At 59.6% G+C, this 23,387-nt stretch carries 23 protein-coding genes; 16 read left to right on the forward strand and 7 right to left on the reverse strand.

Annotated features, from left to right (window positions below; genetic code table 11):
* Positions 1 to 89: 89 nt before the first annotated feature.
* On the reverse strand, positions 90 to 983 hold the full coding sequence (locus ACOYXE_RS08965; protein WP_160057649.1) for a LysR family transcriptional regulator: 894 nt from the start codon (positions 981 to 983) through the stop codon (positions 90 to 92).
* Between the two features lie 115 nt (positions 984 to 1,098).
* Between ACOYXE_RS08965 and ACOYXE_RS08970 the strand changes: the two genes are divergently transcribed.
* From ACOYXE_RS08970 to ACOYXE_RS09000, 7 genes are all read left to right on the forward strand, one after another.
* A complete protein-coding gene (locus ACOYXE_RS08970) occupies positions 1,099 to 1,497 on the forward strand; it encodes a RidA family protein (RefSeq protein ID WP_405123899.1) in 399 nt (132 codons plus the stop codon).
* A 238-nt stretch (positions 1,498 to 1,735) separates the two neighbouring features.
* The gene (locus ACOYXE_RS08975; protein WP_160057647.1) at positions 1,736 to 2,599 is read left to right on the forward strand and encodes a putative selenate ABC transporter substrate-binding protein; all 864 of its coding nucleotides are present in this window, start codon (positions 1,736 to 1,738) and stop codon (positions 2,597 to 2,599) included.
* On the forward strand, positions 2,596 to 3,393 hold the full coding sequence (locus ACOYXE_RS08980; protein WP_405123900.1) for a phosphonate ABC transporter ATP-binding protein: 798 nt from the start codon (positions 2,596 to 2,598) through the stop codon (positions 3,391 to 3,393). The genes ACOYXE_RS08975 and ACOYXE_RS08980 overlap by 4 nt, the downstream gene beginning before the upstream one ends.
* Positions 3,387 to 4,211 (forward strand): PhnE/PtxC family ABC transporter permease, encoded by an 825-nt coding sequence (locus tag ACOYXE_RS08985; protein WP_405123901.1) that lies wholly within the window; start codon positions 3,387 to 3,389, stop codon positions 4,209 to 4,211. Before ACOYXE_RS08980 ends, ACOYXE_RS08985 begins: the two co-directional genes overlap by 7 nt.
* Positions 4,208 to 4,975, forward strand: a complete 768-nt coding sequence (gene phnE / locus ACOYXE_RS08990; protein WP_460928780.1) for a phosphonate ABC transporter, permease protein PhnE — start codon at positions 4,208 to 4,210, stop codon at positions 4,973 to 4,975. The genes ACOYXE_RS08985 and phnE overlap by 4 nt, the downstream gene beginning before the upstream one ends.
* Before the next feature lie 188 nt (positions 4,976 to 5,163).
* A complete protein-coding gene (locus ACOYXE_RS08995; RefSeq protein WP_460371581.1) occupies positions 5,164 to 6,843 on the forward strand; it encodes an MFS transporter in 1,680 nt (559 codons plus the stop codon).
* Between the two features lie 116 nt (positions 6,844 to 6,959).
* The gene (locus ACOYXE_RS09000; RefSeq protein ID WP_160057643.1) at positions 6,960 to 7,175 is read left to right on the forward strand and encodes a hypothetical protein; all 216 of its coding nucleotides are present in this window, start codon (positions 6,960 to 6,962) and stop codon (positions 7,173 to 7,175) included.
* 185 nt (positions 7,176 to 7,360) lie between these two features.
* Here ACOYXE_RS09000 and ACOYXE_RS09005 read toward each other — a convergent pair whose 3' ends face one another.
* Both ACOYXE_RS09005 and ACOYXE_RS09010 read right to left on the reverse strand, forming a co-directional pair.
* The gene (locus ACOYXE_RS09005; protein ID WP_160060084.1) at positions 7,361 to 8,110 is read right to left on the reverse strand and encodes a DUF72 domain-containing protein; all 750 of its coding nucleotides are present in this window, start codon (positions 8,108 to 8,110) and stop codon (positions 7,361 to 7,363) included.
* Positions 8,111 to 8,190: 80 nt separating this feature from the next.
* On the reverse strand, positions 8,191 to 9,978 hold the full coding sequence (locus tag ACOYXE_RS09010) for a thiamine pyrophosphate-requiring protein (protein ID WP_405123904.1): 1,788 nt from the start codon (positions 9,976 to 9,978) through the stop codon (positions 8,191 to 8,193).
* Positions 9,979 to 10,161: 183 nt separating this feature from the next.
* Between ACOYXE_RS09010 and ACOYXE_RS09015 the strand changes: the two genes are divergently transcribed.
* The gene (locus ACOYXE_RS09015; RefSeq protein WP_160057641.1) at positions 10,162 to 10,932 is read left to right on the forward strand and encodes an APH(3')-II family aminoglycoside O-phosphotransferase; all 771 of its coding nucleotides are present in this window, start codon (positions 10,162 to 10,164) and stop codon (positions 10,930 to 10,932) included.
* Positions 10,933 to 11,067: 135 nt separating this feature from the next.
* On the opposite strand, the gene ACOYXE_RS09020 is transcribed toward ACOYXE_RS09015, so the two are convergent.
* A complete protein-coding gene (locus ACOYXE_RS09020) occupies positions 11,068 to 11,343 on the reverse strand; it encodes a DUF2798 domain-containing protein (RefSeq protein ID WP_077572627.1) in 276 nt (91 codons plus the stop codon).
* Positions 11,344 to 11,466: 123 nt separating this feature from the next.
* Between ACOYXE_RS09020 and ACOYXE_RS09025 the strand changes: the two genes are divergently transcribed.
* The 6 genes from ACOYXE_RS09025 (at position 11,467) to ACOYXE_RS09050 (ending at position 18,725) form a co-directional block, all read left to right on the forward strand.
* Positions 11,467 to 12,378, forward strand: a complete 912-nt coding sequence (locus ACOYXE_RS09025) for a LysR family transcriptional regulator (RefSeq protein WP_160057640.1) — start codon at positions 11,467 to 11,469, stop codon at positions 12,376 to 12,378.
* A gap of 88 nt (positions 12,379 to 12,466) precedes the next feature.
* The gene (locus ACOYXE_RS09030; protein WP_460928785.1) at positions 12,467 to 13,543 is read left to right on the forward strand and encodes an alpha/beta hydrolase family protein; all 1,077 of its coding nucleotides are present in this window, start codon (positions 12,467 to 12,469) and stop codon (positions 13,541 to 13,543) included.
* Positions 13,544 to 13,545: 2 nt separating this feature from the next.
* The gene (locus tag ACOYXE_RS09035) at positions 13,546 to 13,956 is read left to right on the forward strand and encodes a GFA family protein (protein ID WP_160057638.1); all 411 of its coding nucleotides are present in this window, start codon (positions 13,546 to 13,548) and stop codon (positions 13,954 to 13,956) included.
* A 154-nt stretch (positions 13,957 to 14,110) separates the two neighbouring features.
* Entirely contained in the window at positions 14,111 to 14,950 is an 840-nt protein-coding gene (gene yghU / locus ACOYXE_RS09040; RefSeq protein WP_160057637.1) for a glutathione-dependent disulfide-bond oxidoreductase, read from the forward strand.
* Positions 14,951 to 15,216: 266 nt separating this feature from the next.
* Positions 15,217 to 17,394, forward strand: a complete 2,178-nt coding sequence (locus ACOYXE_RS09045) for a TonB-dependent siderophore receptor (RefSeq protein ID WP_160057636.1) — start codon at positions 15,217 to 15,219, stop codon at positions 17,392 to 17,394.
* A gap of 137 nt (positions 17,395 to 17,531) precedes the next feature.
* Positions 17,532 to 18,725 (forward strand): GAF domain-containing sensor histidine kinase, encoded by a 1,194-nt coding sequence (locus ACOYXE_RS09050; RefSeq protein WP_137216873.1) that lies wholly within the window; start codon positions 17,532 to 17,534, stop codon positions 18,723 to 18,725.
* On the opposite strand, the gene ACOYXE_RS09055 is transcribed toward ACOYXE_RS09050, so the two are convergent.
* From ACOYXE_RS09055 to ACOYXE_RS09065, 3 genes are all read right to left on the reverse strand, one after another.
* Positions 18,722 to 19,363, reverse strand: a complete 642-nt coding sequence (locus ACOYXE_RS09055; RefSeq protein ID WP_405123906.1) for a LysE family translocator — start codon at positions 19,361 to 19,363, stop codon at positions 18,722 to 18,724. The genes ACOYXE_RS09050 and ACOYXE_RS09055 overlap by 4 nt on opposite strands.
* 1,228 nt (positions 19,364 to 20,591) lie before the next feature.
* A complete protein-coding gene (locus ACOYXE_RS09060; protein ID WP_160057633.1) occupies positions 20,592 to 20,933 on the reverse strand; it encodes a hypothetical protein in 342 nt (113 codons plus the stop codon).
* 86 nt (positions 20,934 to 21,019) lie between these two features.
* Positions 21,020 to 21,664, reverse strand: a complete 645-nt coding sequence (locus tag ACOYXE_RS09065; protein WP_460928789.1) for an ATPase — start codon at positions 21,662 to 21,664, stop codon at positions 21,020 to 21,022.
* A 171-nt stretch (positions 21,665 to 21,835) separates the two neighbouring features.
* On the opposite strand from ACOYXE_RS09065, the gene ACOYXE_RS09070 reads away from it, so the two are divergent.
* Both ACOYXE_RS09070 and ACOYXE_RS09075 read left to right on the forward strand, forming a co-directional pair.
* The gene (locus tag ACOYXE_RS09070) at positions 21,836 to 22,081 is read left to right on the forward strand and encodes a hypothetical protein (RefSeq protein ID WP_160057631.1); all 246 of its coding nucleotides are present in this window, start codon (positions 21,836 to 21,838) and stop codon (positions 22,079 to 22,081) included.
* 148 nt (positions 22,082 to 22,229) lie between these two features.
* The gene (locus ACOYXE_RS09075) at positions 22,230 to 23,387 is read left to right on the forward strand and encodes a GGDEF domain-containing protein (protein ID WP_160057630.1); all 1,158 of its coding nucleotides are present in this window, start codon (positions 22,230 to 22,232) and stop codon (positions 23,385 to 23,387) included.

The following is a 23,387-nucleotide window of genomic DNA, read 5'->3' on the forward strand; positions in this document are numbered from 1 at the left end:
TCATCACTACGGGCTTTCAAGTCGCCTGATTGTGTTGGTATTTTGACGGCACTGGCACAGCAGCTAGCAATAACTGCACCACAATGCTGCTACGCCATCAATTCAACGACCCAATCGATGAACACGCGCAATTTCAGGCTGACATGCCGGTTCGGCGGATACGCGATGTAGAGCGGCATCGGCGCGAGTTTCCAGTCTTCGAACAGCGGCACCAGTTCGCCGCGCGCCTCGTGGGCGGCAGACATGTATTTGGGCAGCCACAGCACGCCCATGCCCGCCAGACCTGCCGCGAGATAAGCGTTGCCGTCATCGACTGCCAACACGTGACGCCCCTTGATCTGCAGGTTTTCGCTGGTGTTGTGCAAGGCGTACGGTACTGGTCTTCCGGTGCGTGCCCAGAGAAAAGCGACGACCCGATGATGGCTGTCTTCCAGGTCCCGTGGGTGCGCAGGCGTACCGGCGCGGGCCAGATATTGCGGTGCGGCAAACACCCCCAACTGCAGATCGGCAACCTTGCGCGCCATCAGCGACAGGTCCATGAGTTCGCCCCCGCGCACCACGCAGTCGACGTTCTCATCAATGATGTCGACGATGCGGTCGCTGACGCCCATGTCGATCTGGATGTCCGGATAACGCGCGTGAAACTCAGGCAGGGCCGGCACCAGAATCAACCGTGCGAACGGACTCGGCACATCCACGCGCAGCCGGCCCGAAGGCAATGCCGCCGCACCCGGCAAGCTGCTTTCGGCATCCTCCAGATCGGCGAGCAACTTGATCACCCGCTGGTAATACGCCGCGCCATCGGCGGTGACGTTGACCTTGCGCGTGGTGCGATTGAGCAATTTCACCCGCAACCGTGCCTCCAGTTGCTGAACCAGTTGAGTCACGGTGGTCTTGCTCATGTGCAAGGTTTCCGCCGCTTTGGTGAAACTCCCCGCCTCGACCACCCGGGCAAAGGCCTGCATTGCGTCAAAACGGTCCAAGGTGTGCCCTCGATTGTTTGGATTTCACAAACAGTGAACGCCAAGCTTGCGCGTTTATCGGTCGACTGCAAATACCTAAAGTGGCCCCATCAACTCACTGATGGAGACACACCCCATGACCCAGCGCGATGTTGTTTTCCCACCCGCACGACGCACGCTCTATGAACGCCATCGCTACTCGCCGGCGATTCGTTCCAACGGATTCCTGTTTGTCTCAGGGCAAGTTGGCAGCACCGAGGACGGTACGCCCGAACCGGACTTGGAGAATCAGGTGCGCCAAGCCTTCAACAACCTGAATGCGATTCTCACCGAGGCCGGATGCAGCTTTGACGATGTGGTCGATGTCACCGTGTTCATCGTCGACCCGCCGTCAAAATTCGAGACGATCTGGAATATCGTGCTGACAGAGTTCTGGGGCGAAGCGCCGCATCCGACGGTGACGGCGGTGGGCGTGACCTGGCTGTATGGGTTTGATTTTGAGATCAAGGTGATTGCGAAGCTGCCTGGATCCTGACATGCATAAAACCTGAGCTGCGGCACGCTGCGATCTGTTGATGTTGATCTTTAAAATCAAAATCAACAGATCGCAGCGTGCCGCAGCTCCTACAAGGGACAGGGCGTAAAACATCGTGAAGCTCCAATGCTGGCCTTTGCCGCCTCGAATGCGTATAACCTCGCCGTTTCGTCTACCCTGAGTTTGCGCCTCACGTCGCCACTTCAGCCCTTTTGACGCTTACGAAACGGAGAATTCCATGCTCAAACGAACCCTGGCACTGACCGCCGGCCTGGCCCTGTCCTTTTCTACGTTGATGGTGCAAGCCGCCGACGTTTTGCGGGTCAGCGCGATTCCCGATGAAGCCCCGACCGAGTTGCTGCGCAAGTTCGAACCGCTGGGTGCCTATCTGGAACAGCAACTGGGCATGAAGGTGCAATTCGTGCCGGTGGCCGATTACCCGGCAGTGGTTGAAGCGCTCGCGACCGATCGCCTCGACATGGCCTGGCTCGGCGGTTTCACTTTTGTACAGGCACGTTTGAAAACTGACGCAACGACGCCAGTCATTCCGCTGGTTCAGCGCGAGCAGGACGCGCAGTTCACCAGCAAATTCATCACTGCCGACCCGAACGTGAAGAGCCTCGCCGACCTGAAGGGCAAGACCTTCGCTTTCGGTTCGGTGTCATCGACTTCCGGCAGCCTGATGCCGCGTTACTTCATGCTGAAAAACGACAACATCAAGCCTGAGGGCTATTTCAGCCGTGTCGCCTACTCCGGCGCCCACGACGCCACCGTGGCATGGGTGCAGGCTGGCAAGGTTGACGCCGGTGTACTGAACGCCAGCGTCTGGCAGAAACTGGTCGATGCCGGCAAGGTCGACACCAACAAGGTCAAGGTCTTCGCCACCACCCCGACCTACTTCGATTACAACTGGACCGTGCGCGGCACTCTCGACCCGGCTCTGGCAGCGAAAATCAAGAAAGCTTTCCTCGATCTGGACCCGGCCAACCCTGAGCAGAAAAAGATTCTGGATCTGCAAGCGGCCAGCCGTTTTATCGACACCAAGCCCGAGAACTACAAAGGCATCGAGGAAGCCGCCCGCGCCGCCGAACTGCTGAAATGACCCTACGCCTCAAACAAGGCAGCCTGCGCCACGCCAATGGAGTCGACGCCCTGCGCGGTGTCGACTTGCAGATTGGCGTCGGCGAACAGGTCGCCATCATTGGCCCGTCCGGGGCCGGTAAATCGAGTTTGCTCAACCTGCTGGCCACCGCCCTGCGGCCCAGCAGCGGCGAGATTGAAGTGCTCGGCGAACGCGCCTGGCACTTGTCCGCCCGCCAGCGTCAACGCCTGCGTGCGCGAATCGGTCTGGTGCATCAGGCACCGCCGTTGCCGCCGCGTCAGCGCGTGATCACAGCGGTGCTGGCCGGCAAGCTCGGCCAATGGAGTCTGGGTAAAAGTCTTCTGAACCTGTTGCATCCACTGGATGTGGCGGGTGCGCGCGCGGCGTTGGCGCGGCTGGATCTGGGTGACAAGTTGTTCGCCCATTGTCAGCAATTGTCTGGCGGTCAGCTGCAACGTGTTGGCATCGCTCGCGTGTTGTATCAGGCGCCGGAAGTTCTCTTGGCTGACGAACCGGTGTCGGCGATGGACCCGGTTATGGCCGGGCACACCTTGTCGATCCTCTCGCGGCATGCCCGCGCACATAACGTCACGCTGGTGGCGAGCCTGCATGCGGTGGACCTGGCGCTGTCGCACTTCCCGCGAATCATCGGTCTGCGCGACGGGCAGATTCTGTTCGACAGCGCCTCCGATCAAGTCAGCCCCGAGATGCTCGACGCGCTGTACGCCAACGAAAAACTGCAATCGCCGACCGCTGCGGTGGCGCCTCTGACTGTGCAGATTCCACGATGCTGAAAGGCGATTCACGCGATCCCGCCGCATGGCCACGTCTGCTGCTGACGTTGCTGGCGATTGCTTTGCTGTGGCCGGGCATTCAGCTCAGCGAGCTGAATCTGGGCGTATTGCTCCCCGACAGCCAGAATGAAATGGGCCGTTTTGTCGCGCAATTCTGGCCACCGGCGCACGACGAAGCGTTTCTGCAGTTACTGCTCAAAGCCACCCTGCAAACTCTGGCCATCGCCACCGCCGGCATGGCTTTGGCGCTGGTGTTGGCGATACCGGCGGGCCTGGTTGCCAGTCGTGCGCTGTCGCTGTCCGCCGCTTCGCGCGGTGGCGTACCCAGCCGACTGGGGCGTCTGTTGCGCTGGCCGGTGCGCGGACTGTTGATTTTCCTGCGCAGCGTGCCGGAAATCGTCTGGGCACTGCTGTTTGTGCGCGCTGTAGGGTTGGGGCCGGCGGCCGGTGTGCTGGCCATCGCCATTACCTACAGCGGCATGCTTGGCAAGGTCTATGCGGAGATTTTTGAATCGACCGATCAGCGTCCGGCGCACGCACTGTTGCAGGCTGGCAGCGGCCGGCTGGCGGCGTTTGCTTATGGCACGTTGCCCAACGTCGGGTCAGAACTGCTCTCGTACACGGTCTATCGCTGGGAATGTGCGATTCGCGCTTCAGTGGTGATGGGGTTTGTCGGTGCGGGGGGCCTGGGTCAGCAGATCGACCTGTCGATCCGCATGTTCGCCGGCGGTGAGGTCGCCAGTATCCTGCTGTGCTTCCTGATTCTGGTCTTGGCCGCCGACCAACTCAGCCGCTTGCTGCGCTGGAGGCTGACATGAATCGCTTGATCAACTTGCTGCTGATCGCCGGCATCGCGCTGGCGGTCATCGCTTCCTTCGTTTATCTGGGGCTTGATCTTGGCGAACTGGGCAGCGCCACCAGTCTGAAGCAGATGGGCGCTTACGTGCAGCGTTTCCTCAGTCCGGACTTGAGCGCGGATTACCTCAAGGCAATCTTCCACGGTTCACTGGAAACGTTGGCGATGTCGGCCCTCGGCACGCTACTCGCGGCGGTGTTCGGCATCGTCCTGGCGCTGCCCGCCGCCGGGCGTTTCGGCTGGCCGCTGCAAAGTGCCTCGCGGCTGCTGCTCAACGCCTTGCGGGCGATTCCGGAACTGGTCTGGGCCGCGCTGATGGTAATTGCCGCCGGCCTCGGGCCGAACGCCGGCACCCTCGCCCTCGCCCTGCACACCACCGGCGTGCTCGGCCGCTTGTTCGCCGAAGCTCTGGAAAATACGCCACCGCAACCAGCCGAAGCGATTCGATTGCAGGGCGGCAACCCGCTTCTGGCCTTCTGCTACGGGACGTTGCCGAACCTTGCGCCGCAGTTGCTTGCGTACATTCTGTATCGTTGGGAAAACAACATCCGCATGGCCAGCGTGCTGGGTTTTGTCGGCGCCGGCGGGCTTGGGCAGATGCTCTATGTGAGCCTCAGCCTGTTTCAGGAAGCCCAGGCGAGCACGGTGATTCTGGCGATGCTGGTGCTGGTGTTCGTGGTCGACTGGCTGAGTGCCTGGAGCCGTCAGCGCTGGGTCAAGGCCTGATGCGCGGGCCGGCGGGTGGATATCTGGCAAAAGCTGATTATGCTTCAGGAAACCTTGCAGCCATGCGAGGCGGTCAGACTGTGCAAGTTTCACGCGAGAGCAGTTGCGGCATACGCCACAAGGCCAGAGTGCGATAAGCGGTAACGGGGGACTCCGGCCTTCAACAATAAGCACGACGGAGAACACCCATGGCCACAATCGACACAGCATCCACCGGCAGTCCACCACGCAGCGGCGGCATCACCAAAGAAGAGCGCAAGGTCATCTTCGCGTCTTCCCTGGGCACGGTTTTCGAGTGGTACGACTTTTATCTCTACGGCTCACTGGCAGCGATCATTGCCAAGCACTTTTTCGCCGGCGTCAACGAAACCACTGCGTTCATTTTTGCCCTGCTGGCCTTCGCGGCGGGGTTTGCGGTGCGGCCGTTCGGGGCGATTGTGTTTGGCCGGCTCGGTGACATGATCGGGCGCAAACACACGTTCCTCATCACCATTGTCATCATGGGCGTCTCGACGGCGATCGTCGGTCTGCTGCCCGGCTACGCGACCATTGGCGTCGCCGCCCCGGTCATTTTGATTACCCTGCGTTTGCTGCAAGGCCTGGCGCTCGGCGGCGAGTATGGCGGCGCAGCAACCTACGTGGCCGAGCACGCACCCCGCAACAGACGCGGCTTCTTCACTTCATGGATTCAAACCACTGCGACCCTCGGCCTGTTTCTATCGTTGCTGGTGATCCTCGCCTGCCGCACGGCGCTGGGCACTGAAGCCTTCGAAGCGTGGGGCTGGCGGATTCCGTTTCTGCTGTCGATCCTGTTGCTGATCGTCTCGGTGTACATCCGCCTGCAACTGAGCGAGTCGCCGGTATTCCAGAAGATGAAGGCTGAAGGCAAGGCGTCGAAAGCACCGCTGACCGAATCCTTCGCGCGCTGGGACAACCTCAAAGTGGTGATCATGTCGCTGCTTGGCGGCACGGCCGGGCAAGCGGTGGTCTGGTACACCGGGCAGTTCTATGCGCTGTTCTTCTTGCTGCAGACGCTGAAGATCGACCCGCAGACCGCGAACCTGCTGATTGCCGGTTCACTGCTGATCGGCACGCCGTTCTTCGTGATTTTCGGCAGCCTTTCTGACCGCATCGGGCGCAAGCCGATCATCATGGTCGGTTGCATTCTGGCGGCGCTGACCTACTTCCCGATCTTCCACGCGCTGACCCAGTACGGTAACCCTGACGTGTTCATCGCCCAAGAGAAGAACCCGGTCAAAGTGATCGCCAACCCCGACCAGTGCTCGTTCCAGTTCGACCCGGTGGGCAAGGCCAAATTCACCAGTTCCTGTGACCTGGCGAAGACCCTGCTGGCGAAACGGGCGATCCCCTATGAGAACGTGATCGCCGAACCGGGCACCGTCGCGCAAGTGCGCATCGGTGACAAAGTTGTCGAGAGTTTCGAAGGCAGCGCCCTGCCGGCCGCCGACTTCAAGACGCGCAATGATGCGTTCACCGCAACCCTCGGCACCGCACTCAAGGAAGCCGGTTATCCGGAAAAAGCCGACCCGGCGAAAACCAACTACCCGATGGTGCTGCTCCTGCTCACCGTGCTGGTGATCTACGTGACCATGGTCTACGGCCCGATTGCGGCGTGGCTGGTCGAGCTGTTCCCGACCCGCATCCGCTATACATCGATGTCGCTGCCGTATCACATCGGCAACGGCTGGTTCGGCGGTTTCCTGCCGACGGTAGCGTTCGCCATGGTTGCCGCGACCGGGGATATCTACTACGGCTTGTGGTACCCGATCGTGATCGCGGTGATGACGGCGATACTGGGCACGTTCTTCCTGCCGGAAACCAAGGATCGCGACATTCTCAAGGATTGAACACCGTGCGCGCCCTCTCCATCGCGGGAGGGCGCCATTCGGCATAACCTGGCAAAAATATCGAACGCCTGCCGCACTGCCTGCCTCCAATGTTTACACCACTGGAGGTCAGCAAAATGAACAGCGACGATAAAACCCCGAACGCACCGCCAACCGACACGTCCGGCAAACCGGTGAACGTAGTCGAGCGCGATCTTGAAGACAGGGACGATGACACCAAAGCCGTGGATGAAGTCATCACGCCCTCGTCCACAAGAGTTAAGGAACAGGACGCCGAGACGCTACAGCGCAAGATCGATGAGATTGAACGCAAAGTGGCCGATGGTAATTAGTGTTTTTCAGGCGATCGCAACAGTCTGCTGGCTCCACCCCCTCACCCCAGCCCTCTCCCCCAAGGGGGCGAGGGGGAAAGGGAGCCGATTTGTGCGCTTTTCAAATCTTGCGTTCAACTCGGTCTTTCAAGTCGGCGTAACTTGCACAAACACCTCGGTCTGTCCCCTCTCCCCCTGGGAGAGGGCTAGGGTGAGGGTTTTTTCGCCAGGTTGAGTTTCACGGCCGCCTGAATCTGCGCCAGCGTCAAGGCGTTGCCCAGCGCTGCGCCGCTGGCGGTGTTGTCGAAAATACACCAGGTCGCCGCACCTGCCGTGGCCGCTGATTGCAAGGCTTGTGCGAGATTTTGCAGGTAAGGTGAATCGTAGGCGCTGTGGTAAATGCGCGGTGAGCCGTGCAGGCGCCAGTAACGGGTTCCCGCCCAGCCACTGGGCGCTGCATCACCTCTGATGCGCGAGGGATCGACGGCCGCTAGGGCGATCTGACAAGTCTTCAACATTGGCTCAGCGCTGACCCACGATTCATGCCGTGGCTCGAGCACCACGGGGCCGGAGAACCGCTCGCGCAATGTTGTGAAGCAGGCTTCGGAGATCGCTTCGTCAAACGCCAGTGATGGCGGCAATTGCACCAATAGGCAGCCCAGCCGATCGCCCAACCCGCCGCACTCAGCCAGAAATGTGTCCAACGCTGACTCGCAGTTCGCCAGACGCATTTCATGGGTGATGTGTTTGGGCATTTTCACCGAAAAGCGAAAGTCCTCCGGTACGCCATCGGCCCAGCGCTCATAGGTTTGCCGACGATGCGGGCGGTAGAACGAACTGTTGATTTCCACGGCGTTGAGGCGCCCGGCATAGCGCTGCAAATGCGTGCCTTCCACGGGAAATGCCGGCCAATGCTCGCGCCCCAGACTCCAGCCTGCGCAGCCAATGAAAATCAAAAACACACCTCCTCACCTGTACGCGCTGATCGTTCCCACGCAGAGCGTGGGAACGATCAAATCAAGCCTGCGCTAACCGGTTATTTTTTGCCGGGCAACACGGCGCCAAGCACCTGCTTCGCGGTTTGCACGATCACCCCGGCCTCATCCGGGTCGCCCTTGAGCAGCGTCGTAGCGAACTTCTTCGCCTGCTCAAGCTTGATGTGCGGTGGCAATGGCGGCACGTTCGGGTCGGTCTTGAACTCGATCAGCACCGGCACTTCCGAGGCCAGTGCCTTTTCCCAGGCCGCGGCGACGTCTTCTTCGCGATCGACAAAAATGCCTTTCAGGCCAATGGAAATGGCAAACAAGTGGTAAGGCACATCGGGAATGCTTTGCGAAGCTTCGAACTTCGGATCACCCTCCATCACCCGCTGCTCCCACGTGACCTGATTGAGGTCCTCGTTGTTGAACACCGCGCAGATCCATTTCGGGCTCGCCCACTGTCGCCAGTATTTGGCGACAGTAATCAGCTCGGCCATGTTGTTCATCTGCATCGCACCGTCGCCTACCAGGGCAATGACCGCGCGCTCGGGGTGAGCGAATTTGGCGGCAATCGCGTAAGGCACCGCGGCGCCCATGGACGCAAGTCCGCCGGACAACGAGCATTGCATGCCACGGCGGATTTTCAGATCACGGGCAAACCAGTTGGCGCACGAGCCGGAGTCGCTGGTGATGATTGCCTGATCGGGCAGGCGCGGCGACAACTCATACACCACCCTTTGCGGGTTGACCGGATCGGCTTTGGCCATCGCGCGTTTTTCCAGGGTTTTCTCCCAGCTACCGCGCCAGCCTTCGATTTTCTTGCGCCACTTGCTGGAAGTTTTCTGTTCGAGCAGTGGCAACAACGCCGCGAGGGTTTCCGCCGAGTCGCCGACGAGATTGACCTCCATCGGGTAGCGCAGGCTGAGCATGTCGGGTTGCAAATCGATCTGCACACCGCGCGCCTGACCTTCCTTGGGCAGGAACTCCGAGTACGGAAAACCCGAACCGATCATCAGCAAAGTGTCGCATTCGCTCATCAGTTTGTAGCTCGGCTCGGTGCCGAGCAGGCCGATGCTGCCGGTGACCCAAGGCAGATCATCCGGCAACACGGCTTTGCCCAACAGAGCCTTGGCGACGCCGGCGCCGAGTTTTTCGGCGATGGCGATAACTTGCTCGGTTGCCTGCAAAGCACCCGCTCCAACTAGAATCGCGACCTTCTCTCCCGCATTCAAAACATCGGCGGCGCGCTGCAGATCGGCGTCATACGGCACTACTTTCGGTTTCGTGTAACCCACCCCGGAATGCGCGGTGCCATGGGCACGCGCTGGTGCTTGGTATTTCAGGTCCTGCAAATCGTTGGGCAGAATCAGCGCGGTCACCCGGCGTTCACCCACGGCCGTGCGCACTGCGCGATCGAGCAAATGCCGCACCTGCGAAGGCGCCGACGCCTGCTGCACAAAGGCCCCGGCGACGTCCTTGAACATCGACACCAGATCAAGCTCTTGCTGGTAGTGACTGCCCAGCGCCGTTCGCGCTTGCTGACCAACGATGGCCAGCACCGGCATGTGGTCCAAGCGCGCGTCGTAGAGGCCGGTGATCAGATGCGAGGCGCCGGGTCCGGAGGTGGCGATGCACACGCCCAACTCGCCGGTGAACTTGGCATGTGCGGAGGCCATGAACGCGGCCATTTCTTCATGCCGTGCCTGAACGAATTCGATCTTTCCCTTGGCCCGGCTGAGCGCGCCGAACACGCCGTTGATGCCATCCCCCGGATAGCCAAAAATCCGCGTAACGCCCCATTCGCTGAGCCGCTCAACCAGAAAATCTCCCACTGTCATCGTCATCTCGATCCTCGCCGTTCTCCGGTGCATGGAGCTGTCCCGGCAGAACATCCGCCGGGAGGTGTAAGGGTCTGGACAGTTGGGTTGTTGGCGAAGTTTCGATGGATTTCCCTGCGCGATCCTTGTTTGCGCACCAAACCGCCAGAGCGGCACAATGCGCGCATCGAAAATCGCAAGGACAAAGACATGGATTTCCCTGCAGCATGGCGCAGCCAATTTGCCGGTGCGGCCATCGAACAGCAGACCATTGGCGAATCGCGCGCTGATGTATGGCGGATTACGCCTGCCGGGGCAGCGCCGCAGTTCGTCAAAACCGAACTGGTGATGACCTGGGGCGAGTTGCCCGGTGAAGTGCAGCGGTTACGCTGGATGGCGACTCAGGATCTACCCGCACCGCGTGTGCTCGACACCACCACGCAAACGCAACACAACTGGCTGTTGATGACTGCCGTGGCCGGTCGCGATCTGGCCAGCAGCGAGCACCTCTCGCCCCAGCAGATCGTCACGCTCGCAGCAGAGGCATTGCGCGCACTGCACACAGTCGCGATCGAAAGCTGCCCGTTCGATCACAGCCTGGAAGCAAAAATCAGACTGGCCCGCGAACACCTGCTCGCCGGGCTGATCGACGAAGAAGACTTCGACGACTCGCGCCTCGGGCAATCCGCCGAGGAAGTGTTCCAGCAGTTGCTCGCCACACGTCCGTCGCAGGAAGACTTGGTGGTGACTCATGGCGATGCGTGCCTGCCCAATCTGCTTGCTGCCAATGGCCGCTTCAGCGGGTTTGTAGACTGCGGACGGCTGGGTGTCGCTGACCGGTATCAGGATTTGGCCTTGGCAGCGCACAGCATCACGGACAACCTCGGCGCCCAGTGGCTGCCGTTGTTTTTCGAGGTGTATGGCGTGGAGCCGGATCTACAGCGGATCGCCTTTTATCAGCTGCTCGACGAGTTTTTCTGAGGCACCCCACAAGACCTGCCTATCGGTGGTGAGGCCATTCGCGAGCAGGCTCGCTCCCACAGGGGATCGCGGTTTAAATGTGGGAGCGAGCCTGCTCGCGAAGGCGCCAGAACAGTCACCGCTGAGGCGGGCCTTTCAACAATGCGGATGCACCGTCCACGCCACCAGTTTGATCACGATCGGCCGCACGACGAGGATGCACATAAACGCTGCGGGCATCGCCAGCTTGTAGGCATGCAAGGCATTGCTCAGGTAATCGTTATCAATGCCGGAGTTGGCAGCGGTGATCACCAGCGACATCAGAAACGCCATGATCGTCGCCATGTACAGTGCAAACACATACGGCGTGGCACGCGGCGACAGCTTGCGGCGGCTGATGATCAAAGCTTCGGCGTTGGTTCTTTGATTCATATGGCTTTTCCATCCAGTGACAGGGAGACCGCACGTTAGCAAGGCTGCCCCCGCGCAACTAGACGCTCAACTGCAGGTACTTTATAAAGCAGAACTTACGAATCAACCCTCAGCGGGCCATGGATGAATCTGTTAGCGGCGATTGCCAGTTTTATCAAAGTGGTGGAATCAGGCTCGATTGTCGGCGCCGCCAAGACCCTGGGCGTCAGTGCGGCGGCGGTGAGCCAGACGCTCAATCGGCTCGAAGTGCACCTCGGCGTGCGGTTGTTGCAACGCACCACGCGCAGCATGGCACTCACCGAAAACGGCGCGGTGTATTACGAGAAAGTCCGCCGGATTGCAGCGGATCTGGAGTCCGCGCAAAGCTCGATCAGCAGCGATGAAACCGAGTTGCAGGGCCGACTGAGCATTGCCTCGACATCTGCGTTCGGCCGTCATGTATTGGCATCGCTGATCGCTGGTTTCACCGAACTGCACCCGCGCTTGCTCATCGAACTGTCGACCACCAATGGCAAGATCAACCACATTCAGGACGGCATCGACCTAAGCCTGCGCATCAAGCCGCAACTGGAGGACGGCATCGTCGCGCGCAAGATCGTTTCGCTACCCTTCATCATGTGCGCCGCGCCGGCTTATCTTCAGCGCGCCGGGTGGCCGCAATCGCCGGATGATTTGCAAAACCATGCCTGCCTGGCCTTTCGTTATCCCTTGGACGGGCGCTTTCTGCGCTGGAGTTTTATCCGCGACGGCGAGCGTTTCGACGCCAATATCAATGCCACCGCCATCAGTGATGACATCGATGCCCTGGCGCAAATGGCGGTCCACGGTGCCGGGGTCACGCGACTGGCGGAGTTTGTTGCGGCGCCTTATCTGGCGAGCGGGCAATTGGTGCCGCTGTTTGAACACAGCGTTGTCGAGCCGATGGACATCTACGCCTGCGTACAAGAACGGGCGGCGATGACGCCGAAGGTCAGAGCCTTTCTGGATTATTTGACAGCGCATCTGGCCACGCGCTGGCCGATGGAAAATGTTTAACACGAAGCGTTCAAAGAGGCTCGCTGAAGCGCGCGAATTCGGGCAAAGTCCATCTCGCCCAAACGCCCCATCACGGAAGATAACAACAATGAAAAAATCTCTCGGCGCTCTGCTCCTGGTCTGCTTGAGCAGCCACGTATTCGCTGACGCCCAACCCGTTGGTTTCCAGTACGCCACGCTGGCCGATCCGCGCAACGAACGCCCGCTGAAAATGGTCGTCTGGTACCCGAGCTCGACCACCGCTGCGACGCCACAATTGTTCGGCGACAACCCGGTCTTCGTCGGCGCCCCTGCCGTGCTCGACGCTCCGGCCGCCAGCGGCGCGCATCCATTGGTGGTGCTTTCCCACGGCAATGGCGGTAGCTGGATCAACCAGACCTGGCTGGCCAGTGCACTGGCCCATCAAGGTTATATCGTCGCGGCAGTCAACCACCCCGGCACCACCAGCCGTGATCGTAGCGCGCAGGCAGCGGCGCAGTTGTGGCAACGCCCGGTCGACCTGAGCCGCGCCATCGATGCCGTGACGGCCCAGCCGGAAAAGTTCGGCGCGGTGGCGAAGGATCGAATTGCTGTTGTGGGCCATTCTCTCGGCGGCTGGACGGTGCTAGAAACCGGCGGCGCGCGCTTCGACCCCGAACGTTTTGCCAAAGACTGCAAGGTCCACACGCAACTGGCCAGTTGCACCGCCTACCAACAAATGAATACTGCAAGCACCGCGCAAGCCAAAGCTCAATTGGCCGCCGACTGGCGTGACAAACGCGTCACCGCCGTGGTGTCTCTGGACCTGGGGCTATCGCGCGGAATGACCGATGCAAGCCTGGCGGCCTACCCCGTGCCGATCCTGGTAATTGCTGCCGGTGTACCGTCGAAAGAGCTGCCTGCGGAACTGGAATCCGTCGATCTCGCCAAACGCCTGCCAAAAAACTCATCGCGTTATGTCGAGATCAGCGATGCCAGTCACTTCAGTTTCATGGCGAACTGCAAACCTGGCGCCGTGGCCATGCTCGACAAAGACGTACCGGGCGACAGCATCATCTGCACCGATGGCGAGGGTGGCCGTCCACGCCCGGTGATTCAGCAGCAGGTGATTTCCCTGATCACCGGATTTCTGGCGCAGTCACCTGACAGTTTGAAACAAGCCATCACCTACAAGGATCCGCAATAACAATGCTCACGCCCTCCCCTCAGACCTTCCGGGGCAGTTGCCTGTGCGGAGCGGTGAAGTACCAGATCCGTTCAAGGCCCAAGGCGCTTTCGCATTGCCATTGCAGCCAATGCCGCAAAAGCCACGGCGCGGCGTTTGCCAGCTATGGCAGCGTGCAGCGCCAGAACCTGGAATTGCTGGAGGGTGCCGACCAGCTGAAGTCGTATCAATCGTCTGAATCGGTACAACGCCAGTTCTGCACGCACTGCGGCTCGTCGCTGTTCTGGGCAAGCAATCAAGGGGAGTTCAGCGGCTGGATCTCGGTTGCGCTGGGCACGCTGGACACAACGTTCACCACAGAAAAACAGCAACACGTCGAAGTGACATCGAAGGCGCCGTGGTTTGAAATCAAGGATCAATGGCCGCAGCGCTGAGATTGATCGTGTGCCAACCGGTAATGAACGCCCAACGGAGGGATTGTAAAAAACACCTTCGACTCATTGGGCTGTGGAATACAAAGCGGGTTCTGTGGTGTCCTGTCTATTCTCAGCAGGTATTTTTCCACTCGCCAACGATGAGGCCCCTTAGATGAGCAAAGCGCCGTACGTTCCGCCCCAAGTCTGGCAACACGAAGCCCCGTCCGGTGGCCAGTTCGCCAGTATCAATCGGCCGATTGCCGGCCCCACCCATGACAAGCCCCTGCCAGTCGGCAAGCATCCATTGCAGCTCTACTCGCTGGCCACGCCCAACGGCGTCAAAGTGACGATTCTGCTGGAAGAGCTGCTGGCGCTGGGGCACAGCGCTGCCGAGTACGATGCCTGGCTGATCCGCATTGGCGAGGGCGATCAGTTTTCCAGCGGTTTTGTCGAGATCAATCCGAATTCGAAAATCCCCGCACTGCTGGACCGTAGCGTTGAGCCTCCGATTCGTGTGTTCGAATCGGGCTCGATCCTGCTGTATCTGGCCGAGAAGTTCGGTGCATTTCTGCCGAAAGACCACGCTGGCCGCACTGAAACGCTGAACTGGTTGTTCTGGCAAATGGGCGCCGCGCCGTATCTCGGCGGCGGTTTCGGACATTTCTATGCCTATGCGCCGGAGAAAATGGAGTATCCGATCAACCGCTTCACCATGGAAGCCAAGCGCCAACTGGATGTGCTTGATCGACGCCTGGCCGAAAGCGCTTATCTGGCCGGCGACAGCTACACCATCGCCGACATCGCGGTCTGGCCGTGGTACGGGCAACTGGTGCGCAACAATGTTTATTCGGCGGCCGAGTTTCTTGCGGCGCATGAATACACCCATGTGCAGCGCTGGGCAGAGGAGATTTCCAAGCGGCCGGCGGTCATTCGTGGGCAGCGCGTCAATCGCACATGGGGCGATGAAGCGACTCAAGTGCCGGAGCGGCACCAAGCCGAAGATCTGAACTGACACCCCTTGATTACCCTCGTCAGCGAGCCGATCACACGTTTCTGTGATCGGCCCGCTGTGCCTCGATTCGCCCCGCTCTCCTCCCCCGAAAAACCAGAACCCTGCGCTAACCCGCGACGCAGAGCGCCCGGCCAATTGTGAAAAATTCGTTAACTAACTGAACCGTACGACTTTCTTCGCCCGGAATGATCTGACACACTAATGCGAATAATTCCTACACGCACTCGCACCGGATTCGTTTTCGTATCATTTGGGGAAGCAGATTGATGTCGTTTCGCACCATTCACCGCCGCTCAAACCGTTCACCTAACCTGTTGGCGCTCGCCATCTGCATGGCCAGCATCGCGCCGGCATTGGCCGACGAGACAACGCCCGCCACGCCTGAAAAAACCGCGCCGACCACGCTGGAACTGGATGCGACGGAAATCGGCGCCACACAGATGAGCAGTACCACCGAAGACACCCAGTCCTATACCACTGGTCCGATGCGGACGGCGACCAAGCTGTCGCTGACCATGCGCGAAACGCCTCAGGCAGTGACGGTGATCACCCGTCAGCGCATGGACGACCAGAACATGACCAGCATCAACGATGTGGTGAAAGGCACACCGGGACTGTTTCTCAGCCAGACCAGCGGCCCGGGGCGGCAGACTTACAAGGCGCGCGGCTTCGACATCGACAACATCATGTACGACGGCCTGCCCAGCGCGTACTCGCCTTACTCCATGGCAGTGCAACCAAATCTGGCGATGTTCGACCGTGTCGAAATCGTCCGCGGTGCAACCGGGCTGGTCACCGGTGCCGGCAACCCGTCGGCAGCGATCAACATGGTGCGCAAACGTCCGACCGCCGATCAGCGCGTGACGCTCACCGGCGCGGCCGGCAGTTGGGACGACTACCGTGGCGAAATCGACGCCTCCAGCCCGCTGAACGACAGCGGCACCTTACGCGGTCGAGTGGTCAGTTCCTATCAAGGCGCCGACAGCTTTCGCGACAAGGAAGAGAACGATCATGGCTTGTTCTACGCCATCGGTGAAGCCGACTTGAGCGACAGCACCACCGCGACCCTCGGTTTCTCCCGGCAGAATGAACAGACCAACTATTTCTGGGGCGGTCTGCCGCTGGGCACCAATGGCCACCACCTCGATCTGCCCCGCTCCACCTACCCGGGCACCGATTGGGAAAACCGCAAGCTGCAAATCGACACCGTGTTCGGTGAAGTGGAGCATCGTTTCGACAACGACTGGAAACTTCACGTCGCCGGCTCCTCGTCGACCCTTGACGGCGAGTTCTCCGGAACTTACCTGTCGCGTTACGCCGGCCCGCTGGAAACCACCGCCTATCAATCCCATCACACCGACAAGCAGCGTGCGTTCGACGGCTTCGCCAGTGGCCCGTTCGAGGCGTTCGGACGTACCCACGAACTGGTCGTTGGCGCGAGCAACCGTGTGTATGACGCGACCACCAAAGAGTACGACCCGTACACCACCGCCTGGCCGATCGGCGCGCCAAAGCCCGACTTCGTCCGTGATGGCAAAACCCGCAGCGTCACCACCCAGGACGCCGTGTACCTGACCACCCGGCTGAGCCTGGCCGATCCGCTGACGCTGATTCTCGGTGGCCGGCTCGATTGGTACGACTACGATGACCGCACTGCCGATGGCGACTACAAAGTCACGCGCAACCTCACCCGCTATGCCGGCCTGATCTACAAACTCGACGACCACCACTCGGTGTACGCCAGCTACACCGACATCTTCACACCGCAAACCCAAAAGGATCTCGGCGGCAAGGTGCTCGAGCCGATCGTCGGTGAAAACTACGAAGTGGGCATCAAGGGCGAGTACTTCAACGGCGCCCTCAACGCCAGCCTGGCGGTGTTCCAGATGGACCAGACCGGCCGCGCTACACAGGCCGACACTCAGTTCGGCTGCCCGGTCCTGACCTGCTACAACTCATCGGGCAAAGTGCGCAGCCAAGGCGTCGACATGGAACTGCAAGGCGCTCTGACCGAGAACTGGCAGGTCGGTGCCGGCTACACCTACACCCGTGCGCACTACATCAAGGACGAGAACCCGGCGAACAACAATCAGCGTTTCGATACCGACACGCCAGAGCATCTGTTCAAAGTCTCCACCGTGTACCGCTTCCAGGGTCCGCTGCAACACCTGCGCGTAGGTGGCAACGTCTACTGGCAGAGCCGCATGTACAACGATGTCGCCCTGGCCAATAACGGCAGCTACCGCCTCGAACAGGGTGGCTACGCGGTCACCGACTTGATGGCTGGGTACGAGGTCAACAAACATCTGGATCTGCAGGTTAACGCGAACAATATCTTTGACCGCGTCTACTACTCCGCGATTGGCTCCAATGTCACGTGGGGTTCCAACGACAACTACGGCAACCCGCGCAGCTACATGCTGACGGCCAAGTACAAGTTCTGAGTCGTTGACGTTCGAACCAGCGATAAAAAAGGGCGCCCGGGAAATCCGTGGCGCCCTTGTTCTTTGTGGCTAGCGCATTGGTCATGTTCGGCAATAACAGATAGTCTCTGAGCGAACTCTTCACGAAGCATCACACCATGACCAATCCGGCATTTACCCCCGACATCGACGCGATCCGCAGCATTGACGCGGTGCCGGTCATCCTGAGCATGGTCAAACACCTCACCGGCATGCGTTTCGCCGCGGTGGCACGAGTCACTGAAAGCAACTGGGTGGCGTGTGCTGTCGATGACTCGATTGATTTCGGGCTCAAACCCGGTGGCGAACTGGTGCTCGAATCAACCATCTGCCACGAGATCCGCCAGCATCAACAGCCGGTGATCTTCGGTCACGCCAGCGCGCATCCGGTCTTTTCGCTTCACCACACGCCGAAAACCTATGGCCTGGAAAGCTACATCTCCATTCCCATCGTCAAAGCCAATGGCGATTTCTTCGGCACGCTGTGCGCCATCGATTCGGTCCCGGCCAATATCGATGAACCGGCCATTACCAAAACACTGACCTTGTTCGCTCAATTGATCGCCATGAACCTGGACACGCAACGCCATCTGGAAGCGACCCAAATCGAGCTGAACAATGCCAATGAACTCGGGCGCCTGCGCGAGCAATTCATCGCCGTACTGGGTCACGACTTGCGCACACCGCTGAGCGCCATTCGCATGAGCGCTGACCTGCTGGAAAGCAAAACCGAAGAAAAGCGCTCACTCAATCTGATTTCGGCGATTCGCACCAGCTCCGTGCGCATGGGTGTGTTGATCGAAAACATCCTCGACTTTGCCCGAGGACGACTGGGCGGCGGGATTCCGGTGCAGCGCAAGTTGGTGGATGACTTGCAGCACACCCTGCAATTGACCCTTGCCGAGGTACAAGCCTCCCATCCCCAAGCGGTGTTTATCCATGAGCTGGATGTGCCGGCAGGCATCTATTGCGATGCGCTGCGCATCAGCCAATTGCTCTCCAATCTGCTGGGCAACGCCGCGACCCATGGCTCGAACAGCGCGCCGATCGTTCTCAAAGCCTATGCGGAAAATGACGAGATCGTGATTTCCCTGACCAATCAGGGCACGCCGATTTCGGCGCAACTGATGCCACTGCTGTTCGAACCGTTCTCCCGAGCCGAAGCCGGGCAGCGTTGCGAAGGTTTGGGGTTGGGACTTTATATCGCGTCGCAGATAGCGACAGCACACAACGGCACGCTAAGCGTATCCTCAAGCGCCGAGTCGGGAACCTGCTTCGTGGCGAGATTCCCGGCCCGGTTCAAATGGGTTTAAGCCGCCTGCCGACGCATCGTCAGAATCGCCGCACCAAAACCGATAAAGGTCGAACCGACCACACGACTGACCCAACGGGACAAGGCCGGACGGGTCAGCACGCCCTTGGCCCGCGAGGCCAGCGCGGCATAAACGCTCAGTGACGATACCGACAACGCCATGAAAATCGAAGTCAGGATCAGAAACTGCGGCAGCAGCGTCGCGCCCTGATCAATGAACTGGGGAAACAACGCAGTAAAAAACATCGTCGCCTTGGGGTTGGTGACCGCCGTCAAAAAGGCCGATTTATACAACTTGCCGCGAGTCGGCCGCACCTTGCTCGCCTCCCCCTCAGTCCCTTCCGGCAACATCGGCCCCTTTTTGAACAACTGCCTGACCCCGAGGTAGAACAGATACCCCGCACCGATGATCTTCACCGCGTTGAACAGAATTTCGGAACTGGCCAACAACGCCCCCAACCCCAACATCGCCGCTGCCGACAGACAAAACAGCCCACTGGCATTGCCCAGCGACGACCAGATCGTACTGCGCTGCCCGTGAGCAAGGCTATTGTTGATCGCCATCAGCGTCGCCGGCCCCGGACTGGCGATGGCAATTGCGGCGACCAGAGTGAAGGTCAATATCGAGTGAGAATCCATTTTCGCTGCTCGTATGATTGAAGTAGCCGCATGTTACAACAACCGGCCACATAGCCCAGATCAAAAGCCCCTCACCCTAGCCCTCTCCCGGAGGGAGAAGAAACTGACCGAGGTGAGGGCGAGAGATACACCGACATGAAATACCGAGCCGCACTCGAATTCGGAGCAAATCAAAAGCCCCTCACCCTAACCCTCTCCCGGAGGGAGAGGGAACTGACCGAGGTGATGGCGAGAGATACAGCGACATGAAATACCGAGCCGCACTCAAATTCGGAAGCAAATCAAAAGCCCCTCACCCTAGCCCTCTCCCGGAGGGAGAAGGAACTGACCGAGGTGAGGGCGAGAGATACACCGACATGAAATACCGAGCCGCACTCGAATTCGGAGCAAATCAAAAGCCCCTCACCCTAGCCCTCTCCCGGAGGGAGAGGGAACTGACCGAGGTGATGGCGAGAGATACAGCGACATGAAATACCGAGTTGAACTCAATACTGCACCAGATCAAAAGCCCCTCACCCTAGCCCTCTCCCGGAGGGAGAAGGAACTGACCGAGGTGATGGCGAGAGATACAGCGACATGAAATACCGAGCCGCACTCAAATTCGGAAGCAAATCAAAAGCCCCTCACCCTAGCCCTCTCCCGGAGGGAGAAGGAACTGACCGAGGTGAGGGCGAGAGATACACCGACATGAAATACCGAGCCGCACTCGAACTCAGAATCAAATCAAAAACTACACCCTCCCCGCTCCTCACCACTCAACAGGATGAGCGTTAGCTCGGCTGCAGCTTTTGATCTTGCCGTGCTGGCCCCTTCGGCAGGCTGAGAGGAGGGATTTATCCGGGGGTCGGAGCGTAGCGACCGTTCGACGAAGTCGAATGCATCGAGAGGAGGTGCAGCGAAGCAAACCGTAGGCGATGCCCCCGGATAGATCCCGTAACGAAGGAACCCGAGCCACGGCGAGGGCCGAACGCCGGGGCCCAGACCTTTGGTTCCTTTGGGGCGTTTGCCATAGGGACTCGCTGTAAGAGCGAAACCGCCAGCGGCAACACCCGCAGCAACGGATATTCACCCAAAACCCAATAGCATGGTCGGCCCAAAGGCCGCCAAGCCCAAAGCCCGCCAAGCCCAAACAAAAAAAAACCCCACAACCCCATAAGGCCGCGAGGCAAAAAACTGGTTGGTTGCGGCCAACCAAAGGAGCTCAGTCAAATACGTACAAAAGCCAAAATCAGATGCAATCCTGCGCAGCCCGCTCAAAACTCGAAGGCAAAAGATTCGAAGCCAACAAATGCCGCTCGTAGATAAACACCTTGCCGCCATTACCTGCCTTGTACGCCTCCAACACGTTGTCAGCAGAAATCTTGCTCGGCACCACAATCCGGTAACTGCGCTGAGTCTGCGAAACCGTCGGGGTCAACGCACTGCCCTGCAACTTCGGCACAACACAGTCGGCGTACTGCGCAGGCGTCTTGCTGGTCTGCAGAGTAAGGCTCGGATTATTCGGCGCCGAAGCACAACCGGCGAGCAACAAAGAGGCAACGGCCAAAGCAGGCACAAAGAAAAGACGCATCGGTGTCATCCTGAAAATAAAGGTTCGGTTCAACCGGCAACGGTTCAGCCTCACGGAGCCGCCGTCGCCATTTATGTTTTAAGTAATCAGCTCGACGCCACCAGCGCCTTGAGCGACACATCGAATTGCTGCAACGCGTGGAGTTGCAGGTCACGCTGCTTATCGATCTGCGCAGCGATTGCGGTTGCTGCCTGGTTATGCACCCACACCGAAGGCAACTGCTTCTCGACAGCGCCTTCAGCCTTGCCGATGTATTGCAGGTCGGCGTCGTAGAAACGTGCGGTGAAATGCGCTTCGACCAGGCTGTTTTGCTGCGTCAGCAAACGATTGAAGGTGTCGAGCTTCACCACGATGTCCGGATGCGCCTGTACCAACGCATCAAGGTTGTCGTAAACCGTCACGGACAAGAACTGCTGTTGCAGCGAACTCACCAGCCAGTCGATGGCCAGTTCCGGATCAGAACTGCTGACAAAGGCTTCACGAATCCGCGAATCCAGCGCATCTTTAGCGCCATTGACCGCCATGTCGTGGTAACGCTCAAGGTATTGCAGGTTGTCCAGGGTATTCTCGCTGAGCAACACACCCACGGTTTGCGAGTGCTGCAACGTGGCGCTGCTGCCCGTGATGGTCTGGAAGTGACACGACCCGGCGTCGGCTGCGTAAGTCGGGGCTGTGAACAGTGCGCCGCCTGTCAGCAAGGCGACCAAAGCCAGTCGGGTCAATGTGTTCATCGCGCAAATTCCTTGAGCTGCGTATTCGATGGAAGTGATTTTCCGCCGATCGCCGACAAAGCAGAACTTGCGTTTCGTGATGGTCACTATTACTTCTAGCAATAGTTGCGCGACGTACAGACTGGTACACACTCAACTACAACGAGAAAAACATGAAATGAGGAGTTCGCCTTGAGAACGTTTGACCTGATCCGTGACGCCGTTCTGCCCGATTTCCGCGAGCGTGTGGCCGAGTATCTGGTTCAGTACGAAAGCGTATTGCTGAACGAAGGCATCACCGACCCGCAGCTCATCATCGACACCGCCAATCAGTTGCGCGGTTACCTGCGCGGGCTCAACACCACGCGCGTGCTGGGCATGGCCTACTGGGAGGAACTGGATCGTCGAGTCGTCGACACCTGGCTCACGCCCAAGTAATGACCGAACGGCATGTGGTCAGGGTGGCGGCTGACGACTGCGCCCTCCCGTAGCCAATGGTCTGCGCGGCAATAAGGCCTCTGCGAAAAAACCGCCCGAACGCTTACAATCGCCGGTCTAATTGCCAATCAGACAGGCTCATCAAGAAATGCCGCTCGACCCACCTACGATGTTGACCATTTCCATCGCCCTCGCAGCCGCTGCCGCGCTGTATCTGGCGATCGAATGGCGCAGCATTCGTGAGCCTTCGCTACTGTTCTGGAGCGCCGGTTTCGCCACCATCACCGTCGGCTCCACCCTGGCCCTGCTGCGCAGCAGCGGCTTTTTGCTGATCGGCATCTGGTTCGCCAACGGCTTGCTGGTGACCGCGCACTTCCTGTTCCTGCTCGGCGTAGCGCGCTTCACCCAGATACGGTTGTCGCCGGCCTGGTACCTGATCTTTGTCACTTGGCTGATCATGCTGTTGCTGCCGGACGGGCCACTGTGGTCGAAGGTCATGCTGGCGGCCAATTCGTTGCTGGTGGCGCTGGCGACCCTCAAGGCCAGCTCACTGCTGCGCCCCCATGGCAAATCGTTGAGCGTCGGCGCGGTGCAATTGCGCTATGTGCTGCTCGGTCACGGAATTTTCTACGTGGCCAAAGCCCTGACGGTGGTGATCCCCGGGACGTTGATCGATCTCGCGGCGTTTCGTGGCGAGATCATCCAGATTTCTCTGGTTGAAGGCGCGATGGCGATCATGTTGATCGCCCTGTCGATGACCGGCACCGAACGCTATCGCCGGGAAAAACAGATCGCCCGCCTCGCCGAGCGCGACCCACTGACCGCCCTGTACAACCGCCGCGCTCTGGAAAAACGCGCGCCGCGCCTGCTCGAACAGGTTTCGCCGGAGCATCCCGGCGCCCTGCTGCTGATCGACATCGACAACTTCAAACTGGTCAACGACCAGTACGGTCACACCGCCGGCGATCGTTTGCTGATCGCGTTGAGCGAGATGATCCGCTCGGTGCTGCCGCGCAATGCGCTGACAGCGCGTCTGGGCGGTGATGAGTTTGTCATCCTCCTCAACAGCGCATCGAGTGAGCGCGTCATGGAACTGGGCAACACATTGCGCGAGCAGTTTCTCAGCACCACTTCGCAGACATTCCCCACCACCGCTGCCGTGACCCTGAGCATCGGCGCCAGCCTGTTCGACAACCCGCCGGCCAACCTCACCGCTCTGATAGAACAAGGCGATGCCGCCCTCTACGAATCGAAACGCGGCGGACGCAATCGCCTGCGCCTGACCGGACTCACCACTCCAGGATAA

Source organism: Pseudomonas sp. MC6, assembly GCF_054790575.1.

Excerpts from the sequence above, each read along its gene's own strand:
- ACOYXE_RS08970 (WP_405123899.1), top strand. The coding sequence starts at position 1,099 with ATGACCCAGCGCGATGTTGTTTTCCCACCCGCACGACGCACGCTCTAT.
- ACOYXE_RS08975 (WP_160057647.1), top strand. The coding sequence starts at position 1,736 with ATGCTCAAACGAACCCTGGCACTGACCGCCGGCCTGGCCCTGTCCTTT.
- ACOYXE_RS08980 (WP_405123900.1), top strand. The coding sequence starts at position 2,596 with ATGACCCTACGCCTCAAACAAGGCAGCCTGCGCCACGCCAATGGAGTC.
- ACOYXE_RS08985 (WP_405123901.1), top strand. The coding sequence starts at position 3,387 with ATGCTGAAAGGCGATTCACGCGATCCCGCCGCATGGCCACGTCTGCTG.
- phnE (WP_460928780.1), top strand. The coding sequence starts at position 4,208 with ATGAATCGCTTGATCAACTTGCTGCTGATCGCCGGCATCGCGCTGGCG.
- ACOYXE_RS08995 (WP_460371581.1), top strand. The coding sequence starts at position 5,164 with ATGGCCACAATCGACACAGCATCCACCGGCAGTCCACCACGCAGCGGC.
- ACOYXE_RS09000 (WP_160057643.1), top strand. The coding sequence starts at position 6,960 with ATGAACAGCGACGATAAAACCCCGAACGCACCGCCAACCGACACGTCC.
- ACOYXE_RS09010 (WP_405123904.1), bottom strand. The coding sequence starts at position 9,978 with ATGACGATGACAGTGGGAGATTTTCTGGTTGAGCGGCTCAGCGAATGG.
- ACOYXE_RS09015 (WP_160057641.1), top strand. The coding sequence starts at position 10,162 with ATGGATTTCCCTGCAGCATGGCGCAGCCAATTTGCCGGTGCGGCCATC.
- ACOYXE_RS09020 (WP_077572627.1), bottom strand. The coding sequence starts at position 11,343 with ATGAATCAAAGAACCAACGCCGAAGCTTTGATCATCAGCCGCCGCAAG.
- ACOYXE_RS09025 (WP_160057640.1), top strand. The coding sequence starts at position 11,467 with ATGAATCTGTTAGCGGCGATTGCCAGTTTTATCAAAGTGGTGGAATCA.
- ACOYXE_RS09030 (WP_460928785.1), top strand. The coding sequence starts at position 12,467 with ATGAAAAAATCTCTCGGCGCTCTGCTCCTGGTCTGCTTGAGCAGCCAC.
- ACOYXE_RS09035 (WP_160057638.1), top strand. The coding sequence starts at position 13,546 with ATGCTCACGCCCTCCCCTCAGACCTTCCGGGGCAGTTGCCTGTGCGGA.
- yghU (WP_160057637.1), top strand. The coding sequence starts at position 14,111 with ATGAGCAAAGCGCCGTACGTTCCGCCCCAAGTCTGGCAACACGAAGCC.
- ACOYXE_RS09045 (WP_160057636.1), top strand. The coding sequence starts at position 15,217 with ATGTCGTTTCGCACCATTCACCGCCGCTCAAACCGTTCACCTAACCTG.
- ACOYXE_RS09050 (WP_137216873.1), top strand. The coding sequence starts at position 17,532 with ATGACCAATCCGGCATTTACCCCCGACATCGACGCGATCCGCAGCATT.
- ACOYXE_RS09055 (WP_405123906.1), bottom strand. The coding sequence starts at position 19,363 with ATGGATTCTCACTCGATATTGACCTTCACTCTGGTCGCCGCAATTGCC.
- ACOYXE_RS09060 (WP_160057633.1), bottom strand. The coding sequence starts at position 20,933 with ATGCGTCTTTTCTTTGTGCCTGCTTTGGCCGTTGCCTCTTTGTTGCTC.
- ACOYXE_RS09065 (WP_460928789.1), bottom strand. The coding sequence starts at position 21,664 with ATGAACACATTGACCCGACTGGCTTTGGTCGCCTTGCTGACAGGCGGC.
- ACOYXE_RS09075 (WP_160057630.1), top strand. The coding sequence starts at position 22,230 with ATGCCGCTCGACCCACCTACGATGTTGACCATTTCCATCGCCCTCGCA.